At 49.7% G+C, this 19,520-nt stretch carries 21 protein-coding genes; 2 read left to right on the top strand and 19 right to left on the bottom strand.

Annotated features, from left to right (window positions below; genetic code table 11):
* The first annotated feature begins 129 nt into the window (after window positions 1-129).
* A complete protein-coding gene (locus C3F13_05720; protein PWB54950.1) occupies window positions 130-1,773 on the top strand; it encodes a hypothetical protein in 1,644 nt (547 codons plus the stop codon).
* Window positions 1,774-1,803: 30 nt separating this feature from the next.
* Here C3F13_05720 and C3F13_05715 read toward each other — a convergent pair whose 3' ends face one another.
* From C3F13_05715 to C3F13_05690, 6 genes are all read right to left on the bottom strand, one after another.
* Window positions 1,804-1,998 carry a hypothetical protein gene (locus C3F13_05715; protein ID PWB54949.1) on the bottom strand — a complete coding sequence of 65 codons (195 nt, stop codon included), beginning with the start codon at window positions 1,996-1,998 and terminating at the stop codon, window positions 1,804-1,806.
* Window positions 1,999-2,056: 58 nt separating this feature from the next.
* Window positions 2,057-3,199, bottom strand: coding sequence for a hypothetical protein (locus C3F13_05710; GenBank protein ID PWB54948.1), 1,143 nt, complete (start codon window positions 3,197-3,199; stop codon window positions 2,057-2,059).
* Window positions 3,200-3,272: 73 nt separating this feature from the next.
* Window positions 3,273-4,553, bottom strand: a complete 1,281-nt coding sequence (locus C3F13_05705) for a transcription termination factor Rho (GenBank protein PWB54947.1) — start codon at window positions 4,551-4,553, stop codon at window positions 3,273-3,275.
* Between the two features lie 519 nt (window positions 4,554-5,072).
* Window positions 5,073-5,489 carry an osmotically inducible protein OsmC gene (locus tag C3F13_05700; protein ID PWB54946.1) on the bottom strand — a complete coding sequence of 139 codons (417 nt, stop codon included), beginning with the start codon at window positions 5,487-5,489 and terminating at the stop codon, window positions 5,073-5,075.
* 2 nt (window positions 5,490-5,491) lie between these two features.
* Window positions 5,492-6,061 carry a hypothetical protein gene (locus C3F13_05695; GenBank protein PWB54945.1) on the bottom strand — a complete coding sequence of 190 codons (570 nt, stop codon included), beginning with the start codon at window positions 6,059-6,061 and terminating at the stop codon, window positions 5,492-5,494.
* 17 nt (window positions 6,062-6,078) lie between these two features.
* Entirely contained in the window at window positions 6,079-6,747 is a 669-nt protein-coding gene (locus tag C3F13_05690) for a glutaredoxin (GenBank protein PWB54944.1), read from the bottom strand.
* 154 nt (window positions 6,748-6,901) lie between these two features.
* Between C3F13_05690 and C3F13_05685 the strand changes: the two genes are divergently transcribed.
* Complete coding sequence (locus tag C3F13_05685) at window positions 6,902-8,488, top strand: hypothetical protein (protein PWB54943.1); 1,587 nt, start codon at window positions 6,902-6,904, stop codon at window positions 8,486-8,488.
* Between the two features lie 54 nt (window positions 8,489-8,542).
* Here the strand turns inward: C3F13_05685 and C3F13_05680 are convergent, their stop codons facing one another.
* The 13 genes from C3F13_05680 to C3F13_05620 form a co-directional block, all read right to left on the bottom strand.
* The gene (locus C3F13_05680; protein ID PWB54942.1) at window positions 8,543-10,138 is read right to left on the bottom strand and encodes an amidohydrolase; all 1,596 of its coding nucleotides are present in this window, start codon (window positions 10,136-10,138) and stop codon (window positions 8,543-8,545) included.
* A gap of 9 nt (window positions 10,139-10,147) precedes the next feature.
* Complete coding sequence (locus C3F13_05675; protein ID PWB54941.1) at window positions 10,148-11,026, bottom strand: stage 0 sporulation protein J; 879 nt, start codon at window positions 11,024-11,026, stop codon at window positions 10,148-10,150.
* Complete coding sequence (locus tag C3F13_05670; GenBank protein ID PWB54940.1) at window positions 11,023-11,832, bottom strand: sporulation initiation inhibitor Soj; 810 nt, start codon at window positions 11,830-11,832, stop codon at window positions 11,023-11,025. Before C3F13_05670 ends, C3F13_05675 begins: the two co-directional genes overlap by 4 nt.
* Window positions 11,832-12,680: a ribokinase gene (locus tag C3F13_05665; protein ID PWB54939.1), complete on the bottom strand. Its 849-nt coding sequence runs from the start codon at window positions 12,678-12,680 to the stop codon at window positions 11,832-11,834. The genes C3F13_05670 and C3F13_05665 overlap by 1 nt, the downstream gene beginning before the upstream one ends.
* Window positions 12,681-12,748: 68 nt before the next feature.
* Window positions 12,749-13,525, bottom strand: a complete 777-nt coding sequence (locus C3F13_05660; GenBank protein ID PWB54938.1) for a hypothetical protein — start codon at window positions 13,523-13,525, stop codon at window positions 12,749-12,751.
* Window positions 13,526-13,561: 36 nt separating this feature from the next.
* Window positions 13,562-14,365 (bottom strand): hypothetical protein, encoded by an 804-nt coding sequence (locus tag C3F13_05655; protein PWB54937.1) that lies wholly within the window; start codon window positions 14,363-14,365, stop codon window positions 13,562-13,564.
* A gap of 33 nt (window positions 14,366-14,398) precedes the next feature.
* Window positions 14,399-15,493 (bottom strand): hypothetical protein, encoded by a 1,095-nt coding sequence (locus C3F13_05650; GenBank protein ID PWB54936.1) that lies wholly within the window; start codon window positions 15,491-15,493, stop codon window positions 14,399-14,401.
* A 12-nt stretch (window positions 15,494-15,505) separates the two neighbouring features.
* Complete coding sequence (locus tag C3F13_05645) at window positions 15,506-15,808, bottom strand: membrane protein insertion efficiency factor YidD (GenBank protein ID PWB54935.1); 303 nt, start codon at window positions 15,806-15,808, stop codon at window positions 15,506-15,508.
* A complete protein-coding gene (gene rnpA, locus C3F13_05640) occupies window positions 15,777-16,148 on the bottom strand; it encodes a ribonuclease P protein component (GenBank protein ID PWB54934.1) in 372 nt (123 codons plus the stop codon). The genes C3F13_05645 and rnpA overlap by 32 nt, the downstream gene beginning before the upstream one ends.
* Entirely contained in the window at window positions 16,136-16,312 is a 177-nt protein-coding gene (locus C3F13_05635) for a 50S ribosomal protein L34 (GenBank protein ID PWB54933.1), read from the bottom strand. The genes rnpA and C3F13_05635 overlap by 13 nt, the downstream gene beginning before the upstream one ends.
* A gap of 79 nt (window positions 16,313-16,391) precedes the next feature.
* Entirely contained in the window at window positions 16,392-17,426 is a 1,035-nt protein-coding gene (locus C3F13_05630; protein PWB54932.1) for a hypothetical protein, read from the bottom strand.
* A 72-nt stretch (window positions 17,427-17,498) separates the two neighbouring features.
* On the bottom strand, window positions 17,499-18,194 hold the full coding sequence (locus tag C3F13_05625) for a zinc metallopeptidase (GenBank protein ID PWB54931.1): 696 nt from the start codon (window positions 18,192-18,194) through the stop codon (window positions 17,499-17,501).
* Between the two features lie 64 nt (window positions 18,195-18,258).
* A complete protein-coding gene (locus tag C3F13_05620; protein ID PWB54930.1) occupies window positions 18,259-19,488 on the bottom strand; it encodes a S41 family peptidase in 1,230 nt (409 codons plus the stop codon).
* Between the last annotated feature and the right edge of the window lie 32 nt (window positions 19,489-19,520).

Genomic DNA, 19,520 nt, shown 5'->3' with positions numbered 1-19,520 from the left:
TCCGCTCCAGAAGTCAATCTGGCTTCCAAAACAAAGCTATTCAAGGTCAGATTTGACCATCTGTTCCTCAGTTTATCATGCACTTATCGTTGTCGCAAGGAATATTGACAAGGCTCTCCAACCATGATAATGTATATTTGGGTGGAAAAGCTGATGCGACTTTTCCGGGTGTATATCGTATTCCTGTTTCTTTTAGCTGGTGTGGCTCAGACAGGTACAGTTCAAGCCGCCGATAATCCAGCAACAGAAACGGGTCGTAAGGCCACCATTGTTATGACCTACACACGCTATGAATGGTGGCTACTCCAATGGACAGATAGCAAACTTGTCTGCCAGGTGTACATTGACCATGAAGGTTGGCCGACCGGGCAGGACGTCTTGACTGATTGTGGGGCGATCATATACAACCAATGGCTGAAAACCCAGCCATGTGTGGTTTCCAGTGACGGTCAGCAACCTCCCGCAGGTTGTACCGGGTTATACCTTTTTTACGTGGGGAACGCTCCAGCTGAAAAATCAATTGAAGTCGACCTGCCTCCTGCGGAAGTATACGTGAGCTTAAGTGGCTGTTCCCCGGTCCCCCCTGAGAATCTATGTCCCAACATCCCAAGCCTTCATTTCGAAGGTATGGAACCATTGCCAAATGAACAGATCACTGCCATTCATGTGATGCTAGCTGGCGAGGAAGCTACCTGCCAGGGCAGTGTCTGCGATGTCCTCATGCAGCCAACCGTCTTGGCTGGCTCAGTCGTCGAGTTTTGGGCCGATTCAAGCTTTGGAGATTCAACGCAGGTCTTTAGTGCCATGGTGCGCGTGATTGACAGTGGGGTGAGTGCCACACCCACCAGTGGTGGCTGGTATATCGACGTCATCTCCAACCAATGGCAAGGCAATGACCTGGCAACCTGCTCGCAAGTATGGCAGGCTTTCCCACCTGTAGGTGGTGTGCCTCAGTGGCTGTCCACGCCAGAAGATGTGGCTTTTCTTGAAACCGAAGAGCCCTATTCTTACCTGGCCGGTCGTTTAATTGCCGAGGGTGCTGTAGACGCATCCTCCTGCCCAACCGGTGGGTTATTAGAAAACGGCTATGCAGATAACTGTGGATTGGATGTGGCTTTACCAGAAGTCATCCTCTGGCAAAACCAGTTCGATGAGCAGATCATGCAGGTCGCTAACGAAGTAAAGGTACCTGCCCAGTTACTTAAAAACCTATTTGCCCAGGAGAGCCAATTCTGGCCAGGCGAGTTCAGGGAACCACAGGAGTTTGGATTAGGACAAATCACCGATAATGGTGCAGATACGCTCCTGCTGTGGAATCCTTCATTTTATAACCAGTTCTGTCCACTCGTGCTCACCCAGGATGTGTGCTCTGCTGGCTATTTAAAATTGAGCGTGGAAAACCAGGCCATCCTGCGTGGAGCACTTGCCATTAGCGCGGATGCGAATTGTGAGACCTGCGAATTTGGTATCGACCTGACCAAAACCGATACGAGCATCAACCTGGTGGCTAATACCATGCTGGCTGATTGTGAGGCGGTAGCTCAGATTGTTTATAATGCTACCGGCATGCTGGGTGGTGAGGTCTCCAGTTATGAAGAACTTTGGAAATTTACCATTGCTGATTATCACGTAGGCCCGGGGTGTCTGTCTTATGCCATGTATACAAACTGGGCCTCCCGTTCCCCCATGGATTGGGAGCATGTGTCAAGTCACCTGACGGTGCCCTGCCAGTCAGTGATACCCTATGTAACCCAGGTAATTACCTCCCCTTAAGCTTTTCGATACTGCGATCTCTACTGAGCTTTATTTTTTCCCCATCATCCTGACTAGTTTTAAGAATTCTTCCCATTCTTCGGTAAAGAAATGCACGGTCACGTTATTTAGCTCCAGGTGATAGGTTGTTTCGCCATCTGGCTCATCAGCCTTCCACACCTGGTAGTGCAGGTTATCCGTTTCGGCAAGTACTTCGGTCTTGAAATCCATGTCATGATCAGGCATAGGTCTCCCTTTTCATCTCAATCCATCGGTTAATTTTTGACTCTTTTATTTGTTCGATTTACGGTGCAGGCAATACATACCAGGGATTGATGAAGCCTCCCAGGTAGCGCACTTCGAAGTGGAGGTGAGCTCCAGTGGAGTTGCCGGTGCTTCCCAATGCACCAATATATGAACCGGTACCCACGCTCTGACCACAACGGGCACTCACCGAATTAAGATGGGCATAAAGTGACTGGTAACCATTCCCATGGTCGATCATGATCATGTTCCCGTAGCCACCGTTAGCCCAACCAGCAAAGACGACCACCCCCGCGTCGGAAGCAAATACACCATCTCCCATGGCACCGGCAATATCAATTCCAAGGTGACCCGACCAGTAATCATTCCCTGAGAGGACATGGTTGCCACTTGGCCAGGCAAACGCTCCTGAGCCATAAGCCCCATCATAATTACCTTCACAGGCACCTGGTCCAAGCACTGATTTAGATACGCCGGAGTTAGCCCTGGCAATCGTTGGTACCACCCACTGGCGGAATTCACGATGCCCGTTCGGGATCATGATCCATTGATCAGGCTGTACCTCCGGGTTGGTCAGGTCAAAATTATTGCCTTCCCAGTAGAGGATTTCTTCTACATCTGCTTCGAATTTAGCAGCTACCGAATCAAGCGTATCACCTTCCTGCCACTGATAATAAACACCATCCACAGGCGGTACGTTCAGCTGCATTCCAGGGTCCAACATATCCGGTGAGTCATTGAGCTGGTCATAGTTTGCCCACAGGATGGTTTCCGGTTTAAGATTGAAGCTTTTTGCGATCCCAAACACAGAATCTCCGGTAGTTACTGAATATTCGATTATATCGGTGCGTGATCGTGTGGGGAGATTGGTGTGAAGAGTGGTCCGGCGAACGATTGCTTCGCGTGTTATCTCTTTAAAATAGGCAGGTAGATTGGCCTCCACCGGGTTTGGGGTAAATTCAGGCTGTTCAGTTTGAAATGTAATCGTCGAAGTAGGCTCCGATGCGGCTGCCTTCGTGTTCGTTGCACGCCAGCCAACATATGCTGCCAATAGCACAAGGCTGAACGCTAACATCCAGAAGCCGACTAAAACCAGGCCATTTGGCTCGCGAGTAGATTTTCCAGCCCCACGCTGTTGTTCGTGCTCCTCCGAGCCAATCTCGTCATTCTTATTTTTATCCATAACCCATACCAATTCAAGGCGCGATTATTATAACTGCATTATAACAAGGCGCAGATTATACCAATAAAAATGATTAATCCTGGTCTTCGTTGAGGGTTTCGAGAAATGCTAAATTGTCGTCGGTCTTCGAGAGGCGCTGTAGGATAGCCTCCGTTGCTGTTGCAGGGTCCATCCCTGCACCGAATGGTGGTGAGGCGATCATCTGGTCGTACATGCGTCGCATCAACCACACCCTGGGGGTCAGGTCCGGGCCGAGTAGCAGCTCTTCACGACGGGTGGATGACCGCTCGATATCTATTGCAGGGAAGACCCGCCGTTCCTGCAGGCGTCGAGACAGCAGGAGTTCCATGTTGCCGGTACCCTTAAACTCTTCATAAACCACGTCATCCATACGGGAACCGGTATCTACCAGGCAGGTAGCGATAATGGTCAGCGAGCCACCTTCTTCGATATTACGGGCTGCGCCGAAGAAACGCTTGGGCGGGTATAGAGCAGACGGATCTATACCGCCTGAAAGTGTTCGCCCAGATGGGGTAACGACCAGATTATAAGCGCGTGCCAGACGGGTAATCGAGTCCATCAGGATGACCACATCCCGGCCGGTTTCCACGATACGTTTGGCCCGTTCCAAGGCCATCTCTGCCACGCGCACATGGGAAGTGACTGGCTCATCGAAGGTTGAGGAAATCACTTCAGCATCGACCGAGCGGTCCATATCGGTCACTTCCTCCGGGCGCTCACCAATCAGGGCAACCATCAGGTAAACATCCGGGTGGTTGGTGGATATCGCATTGGCTAGCTGTTTCAAGATGGTAGTCTTGCCGGCCTTGGGAGGAGATACGATTAAACCTCGCTGACCACGACCGATCGGGGTCACCATATTGATCAGGCGTGTTGCCAGGGTGTGCCGGTCAGTCTCCAGATTGAATCGCTTATCAGGGAAAATGGGGGTTAAGCTTTCAAACGCCGGGCGGTTACGGATCTCCTCAGGGTCAATCCCATTGACCGTCTCGACCTTAAGCAGCCCATAGTGTTTTTCTGATTCGCGGGGAGGCCTAACATGTCCAATAATCAGGTCTCCATCGCGTAGGCTATACCGCCTGATCTGTGATTGGGAGACATACACGTCAAATGCACCCGGCTGGTAATGACCTGAGCGCAGGAAACCCATCCCATCGCTCATAATTTCAAGAATGCCACCTCGCAGTTCGAGGCCATCACGTTCAGCCTCCGCCTGTTGAATTTTTAAAATGAGGTCATCTTTTTTCAGGCGATTCGCATTCTGGATATTTAAATCTCTGGCCATCTGGCGTAGTCGGTCAAGGGCTGTTGATTGTAATTCAATAACTTTCATCGTTTTTCTTCTCTGATATAGGAATTTAATTGAGCATTCTCAATATTATCTTTATTTTCCCGCCAAAATTAGCATTAACAACAATAAAATAGGCGGGAAGCCGTGAAATCATCTAGGACTGATTACTGGTAAAGGGGGGAATTTACTGGCCTGATTATAGCATGTATACCCTTTTTATGCAAATTATCCGCAATGCATTTTGCTAATAAATTTGTGAGTTTTGTATCAAAGAATAGAATTTATTAAGTATTCTGGCATCCGCAGGGTTTGTTTGAATGAGACCATCAGCTCATAGATTTCAGGGTCGGAAAAGTTCTAGAAGGCGAATATGAATAAAACCCACCCCTTATCACGACAATCTATCAATTGATTATATTGAAAATGTACCTGTCAACCCCTTATTTGAATGCTCAGCGATCATGCCGTATTTATACTATATCATATGGCTGGATATATGAATGTGCCAAAAATTATTCCAACCAATAATTCTATGCCTGTGTTAATCAAGCCGATGCATCATCATGCATCTTTAATTGAATATCGGTGGTCAATTTTGCAGGATTTACTCAGCATGGCCTGTGCCGGGCAGTATTTGGTCGTAGACAGCTCAATCGAGCGCTCGACGGCAGCCGGCTCGACATTCCGGCCGGTGATTAAATAATCGATCATGATATTGGTGAATACTTTCGGAAAATCGGAGGCTCGATCAGCATATACCCGAACTTCGAAGTTGGTCACATCCTGGCGTTTCTTCTGGAGGATTGAAATAACATCCATAGCAGTACACCCAGCCAGGCCAATGGCAATCAATTCCATTGGCTTGAAGCCCCCCGAGTTTGGCCCTTCAGCGACGTCGCCTTCCAAAGGAATCGTAAGGCCGGTGTCCATCGTGCCGGTGAAGGATAGATCATGCTTCCAGATCACTTTAGCGTCCATGGTCACTGCTCCAATAGTGGGGTAACGTACCTTTCCAACATCTCCAGGTTGATTGGCCCTGTCCAGGCCAGGACTACATTGCCAGCATGATCGATGACATATGAGCTGGGGAGGCTGTCATTCTTGAAGAGCATCAGCGCTCTCGTGTTAGGGTCCAGCAGGATCGGAAATTTAAGCTGGAATTCGTTGGTAAATTTCGTTACATCGTTTTTTGGATCGCCAGCATTGATCCCGAACAACATAAAGCCTTGCTGGTTATGGGCTTTGAAGTATTTCGACAGGGTGGGCATTTCTGCTTTGCACGGTGGACACCAGGTGGCCCAATTATTGATCATGACGATCTGCTGACGATAATCTGCTAAATTCACCTTGTTTCCGGACAGGTCGTTGAAAACCAACTCAGGCGCAGGGAAATTCACTGCGGACGGCACCACCGAGTACTCATCGTCAGGGTTTTGAGACAGGATATACCAGGTAGTCACAATGCCCAGGATGATCAATCCCACACCGATCAACGAAAGCGGGATGATCATCCCCAGATTTGTCTTCTTCTGGCTTTGCAACAAGGACATGTTTTTAAATATGGTGCTTAATTCATCGCTCGTTTGATTTCTTGCAGCAGGTCATCTTCAGGGACTGCACCAACTACCACCCCGGCACCATCGTTGATATTCGTCTGGGGTACACCGCTGACATTATACTGCATGGCAAGCTCATAAAACTCATTGGCTTCAACCATCTCAGCCTGGATGAAAGGATTTTCCATGGCCATTTGATGAGCAAGCACCACGGCTTGCGGGCAATAAGGTCAGGTAGGTGTTACGAATACTTTCAGTTGAATGGGCTTCTTCAGCTCTTTCAGCTCGTTGCGTACAGATGCTTTCAGACCTGAATCGCGTTTGGAGACGATTTGGATTGAGTGGATCAACGAGCTAAATTCGTAGCCTGCAGGGATCCCGTAAAAGCGGATGCCATAATCTACCAGCTCATCTTGATCACGTGCAGTCAGCACCAGGGCAGGGGCATGGTGAATATTGTACTGTTGCGCGATTTGTGAATGTTCGTCCAAATCATATTCACGCAAGGTAAGTTTATCTGATAATGAAACCAGTTCTTCCAATAATTGACCAGCTTCATTACAAGTCTCGCATTCATTTTTTCGAGTATAGTAAATTAATTCGACAGGCTTATCCAATTCAGTGGAAAATATCTGTTGAATCTGCGCACTGATCTCATCATTTAGTATTCTTGACTGCATAATTCTCCTTAACTTTGGTTCTGAGGAATTTTTATTACAATCGTTAGATGCAGACGCCCGTGGTTAGTTACACATAATATTAATGTGCTACTTATCTGAGATGTTATAATATTCAAGAAGCGTGTTTTAAAATCAGCATTAATAGACAGGATAGATGAAAAACTTACGGTCGGGGTGGCGGATTTCTTCAAAAACTATCACCAGGATGTTGATTTCCATCCTGGTCCTCGGGTTGTTGAGTGGGTCCTTGCTTATCCCCAAACTGGCGTCATCTGCCAAGGTAATAGATCCGAAACCCTACGACCCATATCTACCTATTGTTTTAAATAATGTAAAAATAGGACCCGCCGATACAATTACACCCAGTCCATCGGCAACGCTCACCGGAACGCAGCCGACTGCCACAAAAACCAATACTGCAGGGCCCTCACCAACCAATACCCTGACTCCCTCACCTACCTTTACCGGCACATTAACCCCAGTACCAGCCTTGGCTGTGACAGTTTCTCCCACTTCAGCGAGAATTGGAGAAAATTTTGTTTTCACGATTAAGGTTGGAAATACAGGAACAGGTCCTACCCAGAATAACATCGTTGTGAATTCATATCCTACTTACCTGGATGTCCTGACCGTCACAACGACCCAGGGTTCGGTAAACAAACAGACTCATTCATTCATTGTCTCAATCGGAGACATAAGACCAGGTGGGCTCGTCACTATCGTGGCAACCGTCAGGGTTAACTCGACTCTCACCCGCACCGAAACTATCACCAATATCGTAGCTCTAACTTACAATGAGGTCTTCTCGAAAACCGCCAGTGTCAGCTATCAGGTGATTTACCAGACTCTACCCGGAACAGGTGAACTACCATTGAACTGGCGTGAAAGTAAACTACAAAATTCTGGGATGATCCCAGGTTTCATCCTGATTATCCTCGGCGCGATCCTATTACTCACAGTAGTAATTTGGACCAAGCTACGCGAGTCGAAATATAAGCTTGGATTGATTATTGGAAGCGCTTCTTTAATTGTTTTGGGTTTTATCCTCGGAGCGATCAGCTTCGGTATCTTCACTACAGAAGAGCAGGTTGTAGTCTACCAATCTACTCCGACGAATGGCAACCTCGCTGTGCAGGAACCTTCTGCGACAACCCTGGTTCATAAACCCGCCTCAGCATTTTCAACTCCGGATACGTATGATCAGCTGGAAACCTTACCCGATTATCCCATTCCAACCCCGGTCATCACAGTGACCCCTCAGCCGGGTGAGGTCGGTCCGGATACAAGTTCTGTGACCCGTATCGTTATCCCAGCACTGATGCTGGATACAGTGGTTAAGTACGTGCCGTTTGACGGGGTGACCTGGTTGATCTCAGGCTTGAAGCAGGAAGTCGCCTGGATGGGCAATACCTCCTGGCCTGGATTGGGGAGCAATACAGGCTTTGCCGGCCATGTGACTGTCGCAGGGATGGGGGACGGTCCTTTCCGCCATCTGGACGAGCTGCCAGGGGGTGAGCTGGTTCTGCTTTACACAGAGAATAATATCTATACCTACCAGGTACGGGAGAGCAAAGTGACCGATGATGGGGATCTGTCGGTTGTTTTGCCCACGGATAATGCGCAAATCTCACTGATCACATGCGTGGAATGGGATGACGAAAGCCGTACCTATCTGAAACGCCTGGTAGTCTACGCTGACCTGGTCCGCTCCGAACCTGTTACGATCGGCATGGCACCTTGAATCACCACTAACTTGATTAAACGCCGGGATGAATCTATCTCGGCGTTTTGTTATTTAATCGAGTTCAGAGAAGACCCATTCACCGCTGACCATAACTGCCGAAGGATGCATCAGTAGAAACTCTTCGGGCGAGCAGGTATAGGGATTGTCATTGATGATGATAAGATCGGCCAAGTATCCGGGCAATAACTTGCCGAGACGGTCTTCCATACCGGCAGCGTATGCCGGACCCGTGGTGTAAGCCTGTAATGCTTCGGTGATGCTTAGGCGCTGGTCAGGGTACCAGCCTTCGGGCGATGGAGTTCCATCTGCCCGGCGGCGCGTGACTGCTGCATACAAGCCCAGGAATGGGTTAGGCGTTTCAACCGGTGCATCTGAGCCGAAGATCAGCTTCGCCTGGTTAGCAGCCAGGCTTCGCCAGGCATAGGCATATGCCGATCGTTTTCCCCAACATAGATCAGCCATGTGCATATCGGAGGTGGCATGAATTGGTTGCATGGATGCGATGACTTCCAACCCGTTGAATCTTGAGAGCTCATCCGGATGAACTACCTGCACGTGCTCAATTCGGTGGCGTAACCGACTTTGCCCGTAAGCATTTCGGGAAGCCTCAAGGTCACGGAGCTTGGCAAGTCCATTGAGCACCTCCCGATTGGCACGATCTCCGATGGCGTGGATAGCTAAATGGATCCCATTTTCCACTGCTATACGGCCGTGTTCAAAAACAGCTGCAGCATCCAGCATCAGCATTCCCCCGGAACCAGGTTCGTCCTCATAGGGCGCCAGCATGGCTGCTGTATGTGGGCCTAAGGCTCCATCTGAGAACATTTTCAAAGGACCGAGCTGAAGGAAATCGTCACCAGATCCGGAGTGTAATCCTGCAGCAACCGTGCCAGGTAAGTCCTCCAGGTGGATTGCTTTATGGACCCGAAAATTCAGCTCATGGCGCTGGTGTAGCACCTGCAAAGCTGAGTAACAGCGCATACCGTCGAAGTCATGTACACTGGTAAGGCCCATCTTCCACAATAGGGGGATGGCTGCGCGAAGCGCTTCTGTCACCTGTTCCAGATTGGGTTCCGGCAAGGCTTGTTCGAGTACTCCCATTGCTGATTCGAACAGGATCCCATCGGGTTGCCGGTCTGGTAACCGGCTAATTCTTCCGCCTACAGGATCGGATGTGTCGGGTGTGATTCCTGCCAAATGCAGGGCGGTAGAATTGGCCCAGGCACAATGCAGCGATTTATGGGTCAGGTAGACCGGATTGTTGGGGGCAATCTCATCCAGCATGGAGGCGGTTCCATAACCTTCATCCCAATTATTCTGATTCCAGCCATGGCCTAAAACCCACTCACCAGGCGGGGTGGTGATCACACGCAAGGCCACGCGTTGCAGGCATTCATCCAGGCTGTCCGTCTCACAGTCAATTTTTCGTAAGCCCAAGGCGAAATCTTCCAGGTGGATATGCGCGTCAATCAGCCCCGGCATGACGGTGCGCCCGTCAGCATTAATTATGTTCGCGGTGGAGAATGAGGCCAAAATCTGGTCGTCGTTGCCGACAGCCAGGATCCTGCCATGATCGATTGCAATGGCAGTCGCCACAGGTTGATAAAGCTCATGAGTATAGAGATGCGCGTTGTAGATAACGAGCATTGAAACAGCTCAACTGCTCTTGCCCAGGATGCGGATGACCAGGGCATCCAATTCTTCTTCAGAATAATAATGGATCACCATGGTTCCACCCTTTTTTCGCGGATGAAGGCTGACACGCGTTCCAAGGCGTTCTCGCAGGCGCTCCTCGAGGAAAGTTACGTCTGGCTTTGGGACAGGCTTTGTCGGCGTAGAAGGACGTTGACCCAGGTACTTTCGGATCAGGTCTTCTGTTTTGCGCACATTCAGCTCGTGTTTGATGATTGCCTGCAGCACTGCCGATTGGGCTGCTTCACTCGGCAAGCTGAGCAGGACGCGGGCATGCCCTTCGCTGATCACACCATCAGCGAGTGCCTGGCGTACATCATCCGGAAGTTTGAGCAGGCGTAACGTATTGGTGATTGCCACCCGGCTTTTTCCCAGCTGTTGGGCGATCTGTTCATGAGACAGGCTGAAATCGTCAGCTAGCTGGCGGTAGGCTTCAGCGGCCTCCAGGGGAGTGAGATCAGCGCGTTGGACGTTCTCGATCAATGCCAGCTCGAGCCGTTCTTGCTCTGAGGCTTCCCGGATAATTGCCGGCACACTGTCTAGGCCAGCCATGCCTGCAGCGAGTAGACGGCGCTCACCAGCGATCAAGGTGTATCGACCAGGTTCTCCGGAGGGGGTCACGATCAATGGTTGGAGAATGCCGTTTTCCTTGATGGATGCTGAAAGCTCAGTCAGCTCTTCCTGATCCATCTGAGAGCGAGGCTGGCGTGGGTTGCGGCTAATGCTGCGTATCGGCAACATTTCAAAGCCGCGGCTGGGAAGGGGAGTTTCGCTTTCAGGTGCAAAATCCCCTGCGGGGATAAGGGCATCAAGCCCTCTGCCTAAGCCGGTCTTCTTTGTCATTCTGTTCTCACTAAAGTCTCAAAGGGTTCGGGTTGCAGCACACCATCACCCACCAGGATCTCACGCGCCAGGTTGGAATAAGCGATGGCACCTGTCGATCCAGGGGCATAAATCGAGATCGGTTGCCCATAAGACGGCGCTTCAGCAAGTCGCACCGACCTGGGTATGAGTGTATTAAAGACCTGGTTGGGGAAATGCTGATTAATCTCTTGGACTACATCGGCACTGAGCTTGGTACGAACATCGAACATCGTCAGGACCACTCCTCGCACGCGCAAATCCGGGAATAATGCCGCCCGGATACGTGCCAGGGTTTGGTTAAGCTGCCCGATCCCTTCCAATGCCAGGTATTCGCATTGAACCGGGATGATGACTCCATCCTTAGCCGCGACCACACCATTCAAGGTAAGTAATCCCAATGAAGGTGGGCAATCGATCAGGATATAGTCATAACGGTCGATGATTGTCTGGAGAGCCTCTCTCAGCTTTGTCTCCCTGGCGATCACAGAGACGAGCTCAACTTCTGCACCAGCCAAGGCAGGTGAGGAGGGTAGTAGGGACAAATTAAGGCGCTGGTTGTATAAAGTATTCTTAATTGCTGGAGTTTCGCCAATGATGACGTCATATATGCTGTTTTTAATGGTGCGTTTGTCAATTCCCAGGCAGGAGGTTGCGTTAGCTTGGGGGTCAAGGTCTACCAGCAGGGTACGCTGGCCAAAGCTCGCCAAGAAAGCACCCAGGTTTACCGCGGTGGTGGTTTTACCTACTCCGCCTTTTTGGTTGGCAATGGTGTAAATTCGCCCCATCACAAAACCTCAATCAAGTATTCCTGGATTTCCTCAGCAGTAGGGATGCCATCCAACCCCTGTCGTGTAACCGATGTTGCTGCAATTTGGTTTGCGAAGCGGGCTGATTCCCAGGGATCCCTGGTTAGGTATAGGCGGGTAAAGAACGCTGCTGCAAAAATATCTCCAGCACCTGTAGAGTCGAGTTCCAGCTCACTCGGTGGCCTGAAACGCCGAACATCACCATTCCAATACACGCGTGCCCCGGCTGCGCCTTCAGTCACAACCAGGATACGGGAGGCAGATGCCATTTCTTCAATACGAGCTTCATCCCCCTGGACATCTTCAATGCTCAGAATTGCTGCACCAGAATTCTGCAGGATAAAGGCTCCTTCAGGCCACTCAGTAGGATGAACATGACCCTGGGTGTCCCATGCGCGTAGCCAGCCCTGGGGAGTCACACCGACCAGCGAGCTGGGGAAATGCCGCACCAACCCGGGCTCAACTTCCTGGGCGACCGGCCCGAGGTGGACAATCGGCGCCTGGCGCCAGGGTTCGGGAATAAGGTGGTAATCTAATCGGGCAGCAACGGTATGGAGAACTTGAATCCTTCCTTTTTGTGAGTAAATGTTTTCAAAAGTTGTTGAGCTATCGGCAGGATAACTGATGATGGGGATGTGCTTCAAATTGCCAAGGGGAATTTCTGCCCCCCAAGAGGTGACAATCCCAACGCGCAATCCTAGAGCGTGGGCAGTCAGGCTTGCATAGGCTGCTGTGCCTCCGATCCTTGGGCCTTGTGGCGTGAGGTCACGGGTCAGGTGACCGATGAGCAAATAATTTATCGGTTCCAGCGGGGAAAGGCTGAACATGGCTGAATTATACCTGAAATAAAAAGGATGCCGTTCGAGGGGTCGGACAGCATCCAGGGTGTTGAAAATTATGCTTTGGGTATGATGGTCACCTTGCGATGTGGTTCTTCCCCAAAACTTTCGGTGGTCACCTGGGCATCTTCCCGCAACTCCATGTGGATAATGCGTCGTTCATTGGCAGGCATGGGTTCCAATACTTGTTTGCGCCCGGTCTTTACCGCCTGCTCCGCCATACGGTGTGCTAATTGGCGCAGCTGGCGCTCCCGGCGTGTTCGGTAACCTTCCACATCGATGATCAGCGTGATGTTTTCACCAAGCTCTTTGCTCACGATCAGCCTGGAGATGTACTGCAGCGCATTCAAGGTTTCGGAGCGTTTCCCGATCAGGATGCTTAAGTCTTTTCCAGTGATATCCACCAGGATCGGGCGGGAATCATGGTCTTCATCTACTTCACCATAAGATGCCTTGACTTCAGCCTGAATGTGCATCTTGATTAACAGCTCACTGACCGTTTCCTGTGCCACGTGCAGGGGAATCTCTTCCTTGGCATTGGCAGGTGGGATGCGTACGGGGGCAGGTAATGGTTCTTGCTCAGCAGATACAGGATAGGAAGATTCCACCTGAACATTCTTGAGCAGCTCATCGCTCTGCTGATCTGACCCTTGCTTAACAGCCAGGCGTACACGCGCCTGATGAGCGCCAAGTCCGAATATGCCTCGGCTGCCTTCATCCAGGATTTCGATCTCCACGTCCTCCCGGGTTAATTCCAGGTCGGCTAATCCTTTTTCGATCGCTTCATTAATCGTCGGAGCGATAATTTCGATTGTCGTTCGTTGTGAATTCATAGTATTTTTCTTTGGTTGTATCCCCTATGATACTCTTTACTTCGCCTTGGCGGGTTTAGCTCTTGGAAGCAGGTTGGCCCAATTAACCTTGCCAAGAAAAGCATATTGGGCAATCCCCAGCAGGTTGCTCACAATAAAATAAAGAGCCAGCCCGGAGGAAAGTGTCCACGAGATCCAGCCCATCATCAGCGGCATGAACAGGTTCATCTGCCTCGCCATGGCTGAACTCTGGTCATTCGGATTGGTAGATGCAGGCGTCATTATTTTTGATTGCAGCCAGGTCGTTACAACCACGATGATTGTCAAAATCGGGATGCCAATATTAATGCCTGGGATGAGAAAACCGAAAATCGGGGTTTGCGATTCAGGTAATGCCAGGTCAAGCCATAAAAACTGGGAATTTAGTGGGATCAGTGCAGCTGCTGGGAGGAATGCTGCAATGCTCTGTTTGAGATTGAGCAGCTGGATGGGAGCCTGAGCCAGAGCCAGGGAGATGGACTGGTAAAGTCCGATCATGATTGGAAATTGGATCAGAAGAGGTAAACAACCACCCAGTGGGTTGATACCCATTTCTTTGTACAGCGCCATGGTTGCTTCCTGTTGTTTCTGCTTGTCATCCTTGTACTTTTTCTGGATATCTTTCATCTTGTTGGAAGCGTTTAATTCCTGCATTTTCGCCTGGCTCTTCATCTGCTGGGCAGTCAAAGGATAGGTGATCAGGCGGATTAAAACAGTAAACAGGATAACTGCCAGGCCAAAATTGTGAAAAAGGATGTTGTAAATCCAGATCAACACGTTGACCATGGGGGTAAGAATTATGGTGTTCCATATTTCGTTCATTCTATGGATAATCTCCGTGATTGGTTTCTATCACTATTTGGCCGGAACAAAAAGCCATTTTTGGGCAGCATTGGGAGTTTCAAGGCTCAGAGCTACCAGCAGGTTCTTATCATAATTGAGGGGTGTGACCAGGATTTTATCACCAGCAATCACAGGCGAGGAGTATATAAAGTCACCACCGACAACAGTTGAGTTCACGATCTGACCTGCAGTGCTGATGGTATACATCGTATCTGATTTCGTGGTCAGGTAGAGATTTTCGCCCGATATGAGTGGAGTATCAACGATGGTATTGTTCGGTTGGATACGCCATACCTGGGTGCCATCAGCAGCATTCACGGCATACAGGTAACCTTTCAGGTCGCCGAAATAAAGGATGTCATTGTCCAAAGCTGGTCCAGCCCATACCCAATCTTCTGTGCCGAAGCGCCATTTGACCGACCCGTTGGTGCCATCCAGTGCAACCAGCTCGCTGCCAAAAGTACCAACATATAATGTACCATCAGCTCCAACTGCTGGCTTCCCAACTACTGAACCCGCAAGATCCTGGGTTTTCCAAAGCTGGCTACCCGTACTTATATCAAAGGAGTAAACGCTATGATCCATGGAAGAGATATAAATACAACCGCAATCCGTGGATGTGGCGGGCTGTGCCCATAGGGGCTGGCCGGAAGTTTGATAAGACTTCACTTCATTTCCTTGAAAATCGAGACCATAGACTGTGCCATCGGTGGATGGCTGGTAGATCATATTGTCGATTATCAACGGGCTGGCGATCAGCTTGTAGGCTGAGCCCGAAAATTTCGTTATCTCCGCGCCAGTCGCGGGATTCACATAATACAGGTAGCCATCATATCCGGGGACCAGTAACAACTGACCATCCGCAGTCAGTACTGGTGTGCCGTAAAATCCCTTTACGTTCGGCTTATCAGCAGGGAATTTCCATTTCTGGGCACCTGTGTTGAGGTCAACGCCATAGACCTGGGTTCCAGCGGCTAGATAAGCCAGGTTAGCATCCGTGGATACGCCATGCCAGCTGGTGGAGGCAGTTACACCTGCACTACAAGCTGAAAGAAGAATGGTGAGAAGAAAAAAAGTACTGATGAGTAGGATTTTTTTTGATTTCATCGTTTATCTTTTCTAAGGTACTGGATCAAAGCCACCCGGATTAAATGGGTTACACCTGATCACCCGCCAGGTGGCCATTAAGCTGCCTTTGATGGCCCCATACTTATAGATCGCCTGGTAGCCATAATGTGAACAGGTGGGATAAAAGCGGCAGGTGCCTTCCGGTAATGTGCGTGAAAGAGTCATCTGATACAAGCGAATGAGTGCCAATAATGGTATACGTGGCAGGTTCCAAATGGTTACAGGCAGATCACGCAAGCGAGGTTCCGGTGTGCTTGTATGCTCATGCAGTGGCTGGTCGTTCGTTGTTGCCATTCAAGATTTGCCCTCGGGTGAGGAGTGTTTGTAAGCTACTTTGGATCTCCGTAAATTGTGCTTGAAGGATAGGTTTTCGGGCGAGCAACAGGATGTTCCAACCGGGCTGCAGGGCGGGCAAGAATGGGCGGATTGCTTCACGAATCAACCTTTTAGCTCTGTTTCTATCCACTGCACTTCCCACGGAACGGCCCGCGCTCACACCGATTAATGTTCGTTCTCCTTCCGCTGGCAGAGCAACCAACACAATAAACGGGTGGGCATAAGACTTTCCAAAACGCCTCACCCGCTTGAAATCGGTTGATCGTGTCAGTCGGAAATTGCGTTTCACCCACGCCAGTTGATCTTCTTGACGTGATTATTCATGCTGACAGTAAGACGGTAGCGGCCTTTCAGCCGGCGAGCTTTTAATACTTTCCTACCATCAGCGGTCGACATTCGCTTTCGAAATCCATGCACACGCACACGGCGCCGAATTTTGGGTTGATAAGTTCGCTTTGGCATTCTGAATTACCTAAATCCTTTGTATAAATGTTCTGGTCTCTAAGACGAATTCCGATTATACACGATGGAGAAGGTTTGGTCAAACATCTGATTGGACATGATTCGTGGAATTTGGTTCAATTCCCACCTTTTCCAGCACTCGTAGAGATATTGCACCAACAACCATGGGTATCCAGAAGGTAATCCCGCGATAGCTGAGGGTGATGACTGCAGCATCCTCGAGTGAGATATACATAGAAGTAAGAGCTAAAGTTAGTGCACCTTCGACCACACCGATTCCGGCAGGAGTAGGTGAAATGATCACGAATAACGTGCCAATGCTGAAACAGGCGATAACCGTCCCAATTGAGATTGGGATTTTAAATGCCAGGAAAACCAATATCAGGATAAGTATCTGGGCAATCTTGTTCGTTACGGCAAACAGCAAAGGTGCAAGGATGTTGCGCGGTTTGTTGCGGATCAAGATTAATCCCTCGGCAGCATCATGGGCGAACTCATGGGCTTTCGCTTCAGAGAGATAATCGCGGTGGATAAAAGGACGCAGGATGCGGTTAACCAACCTGGATAACTTGGCCAGGGCATTACCGAAGGAAACTGCGGACTGCATGCCAAGGTTGATTAAATATGTAAACAACATTGCCAGTGCAACAAGGGCAGCGGAAGCCAGGATCACCACTAAAGATAAGTCATTTCGCCTGATCAAGATTACCAGCCCAACCGCCAGAATGGCGATCAATCCCAGGTAATCGAATAATAAGTAAAGCACACCTGCTGCAGCCGCTCGGGCAGCAGAGTAATTTCGGCGGCGGGCTTCACTGACGAAAATTGCCATGCCACTCACCCCTCCTGAGGGGGCGATAACATTCACAAAATTTGCGGCGGAAACGATAAGGGATAACGTCCCAACGCGCTCTTCAATTCCCATTCCGCGGTAGATGGAACGGAATGACAAGCCACAATTAAGCGTCCAAAGGAATTCAATGACGAGGGCTAAAAATATAAACCAAATATTTCCCCTTTGTAAGGTTTCTACGATTGATTGTATTTCTGTGAGTCGACCAATAATGAAGATAAACCCAAGAAATATGATGATTGCGAAGATAAATTTCCGCATAGGATGGATTATACCAACCTTCGCGGCGGTTATTTGCTGTCCACCACCGCGAAGGAAAATGGTAGATCTGTCCTAGCGTCTTCGTCCACCTGCCCCACCAACCATAGTTACGAAATACAACAGCTGTAAAACTGCGGTTACGAGACCAGCGACATAGGTCAGGGCTGCAGCATTTAGAACACTGTTAACCCCACGCTGCTCATTCTCTCCAATGATCATCCCCGTATTGGTTAGCAGTGCTTTTGCCCGTGAGGAGGCATTAAGCTCTACCGGTAAAGTTGCCAGGGCGAAGATTGCTCCACCCGAAAAGACAATCACACCCAGCCAGGCAAGCTGCGTCTGCCGCAAGAGCATGCCAATGAGGATGAGGATCCATCCTAAATAGGAGCCAATGTTTACCGCAGGGACCAGGGCCGCCCGTAATCGTAGCGGGAAGTAGCCATCCCGGTCCTGCATGGCATGCCCAAGCTCATGGGCAGCGATTGCCAGCGAAGCGACTGATGAGCTGTTGTAAACGCCTTCAGAGAGATGCAGCGTCTTCACACGTGGGTCATAATTATCAGTTAACTTCCCACGCACACCGTCAACCGAGACATCCAGACCGCCATATGTAATCAGTCGTTCGGCAGCCTGGGCACCTGTAAATCGGCTTTGAGCCGGCACCTTGCTCCATTTTTTGTATGCACCGCTCACATAACTTTGTGCAATGATCATTAATATAAATGCTGGGAGCATAAACAGCAAATATGTTGGATCCAATAAAAACATAATGTACCTCCTGTAAACTCAATCCTTACTATTAAATGTAAAACATACCATTAAGTTGCATGTACTAAGGTTGAGATAAGATCTCTATGGCTTTATTCAGTTGTGTATCCACACCTGCCTGTGCATCGGTATCCGGAATACTCACTTCCACATCCGGTGTCAACCCGGTACCGCTCACATTGCGCATGTTAGGCGTTAGCCAGCGCGCCATGGTTACCCGGACGGCACCCTCGTTGTCCGATAAAGCAATCCAATTCTGTGCAGTTCCTTTCCCAAAGGTGGTGACGCCCACTAACTGAGCCCGTCCCCGGTCTTGTAATGCTCCTGCAACTACTTCAGAAGCTGAAGCAGACCACTCATTCACTAAGACGAGCATCGGGATTTTCGTAGCGATCCCATCGCCACTGGCAGTAAATGTATTGCGCGTGCCATCACCGAATTCTTCATAGGCCACAACCCCATCCGCCAGGAATTCTGAGCCGACCTGGATTGCCTCATCGAGGTAGCCACCTCCGTTATAACGCAAGTCGAGGATCAGGCTTTGCGGGTTATGAGCCATCAGGTCCTGTAAGGCTGAACGCAGCTCATCTCCTGTGGTGCTACTGAAGGCATTCAAGCGAACATAGGCAATGTTATTTTCCAGCATCTTGTATTCAGTACTGGGAATCGTAATCTGGGCGCGGGTGATAGGGATATCGAATGGCTCTTCCACACCTTCGCGGCGGATGGTGAGAAGCACCTGTGTACCTGCTGGCCCAAGTACTTTCTGCCTAGCCAACTCAGCCAACGTCCCGGTCATATCTACACCATCAATGGCGATGATCTGGTCACCGCTCTTCAGACCAGCAGCTTCAGCGGGAGAGTCTTTGATGGGCTCAGTAATCGTCAGGTATTCTCCTTCGGTGTTCACCCAGGCGCCTATGCCTGAGTAACCTTCCAGGGGAGCCTGGGCATCACTATATTCCACGGGATCCATATAACCGGAATGAGGATCACCCAAGGAGTCCATCATGCCTCGAATGGCACCCTGCATCATCTTTTCATCATCTACAGGCTGGTCGATAAATTGGTTGTGAACGATTGACCAGGCTTCCCAGAAGGGTATAAATAATTCATCTGTATTGGGAGTGGTGGTCGAGTTCTGCGGTTGAGTTACATTTGCTAATAATGGTAAATTATTCAGCAGGTCATGACCAGCATATCCACCAACCAGACCAATCGCCAGGAAGATGACTAGAAGGAAAGCTACACCACAGCCAATAAGAATCTTACTCAGATTACGATTGGATTCCATGATTTTCTCCACGCTCAGAAAGTAAGTTTATA

Source organism: Anaerolineales bacterium, assembly GCA_003105035.1.
Taxonomy (GTDB): domain Bacteria; phylum Chloroflexota; class Anaerolineae; order Anaerolineales; family UBA4823; genus FEB-25.
This window is presented reverse-complemented; position numbering and strand designations above follow the sequence as displayed.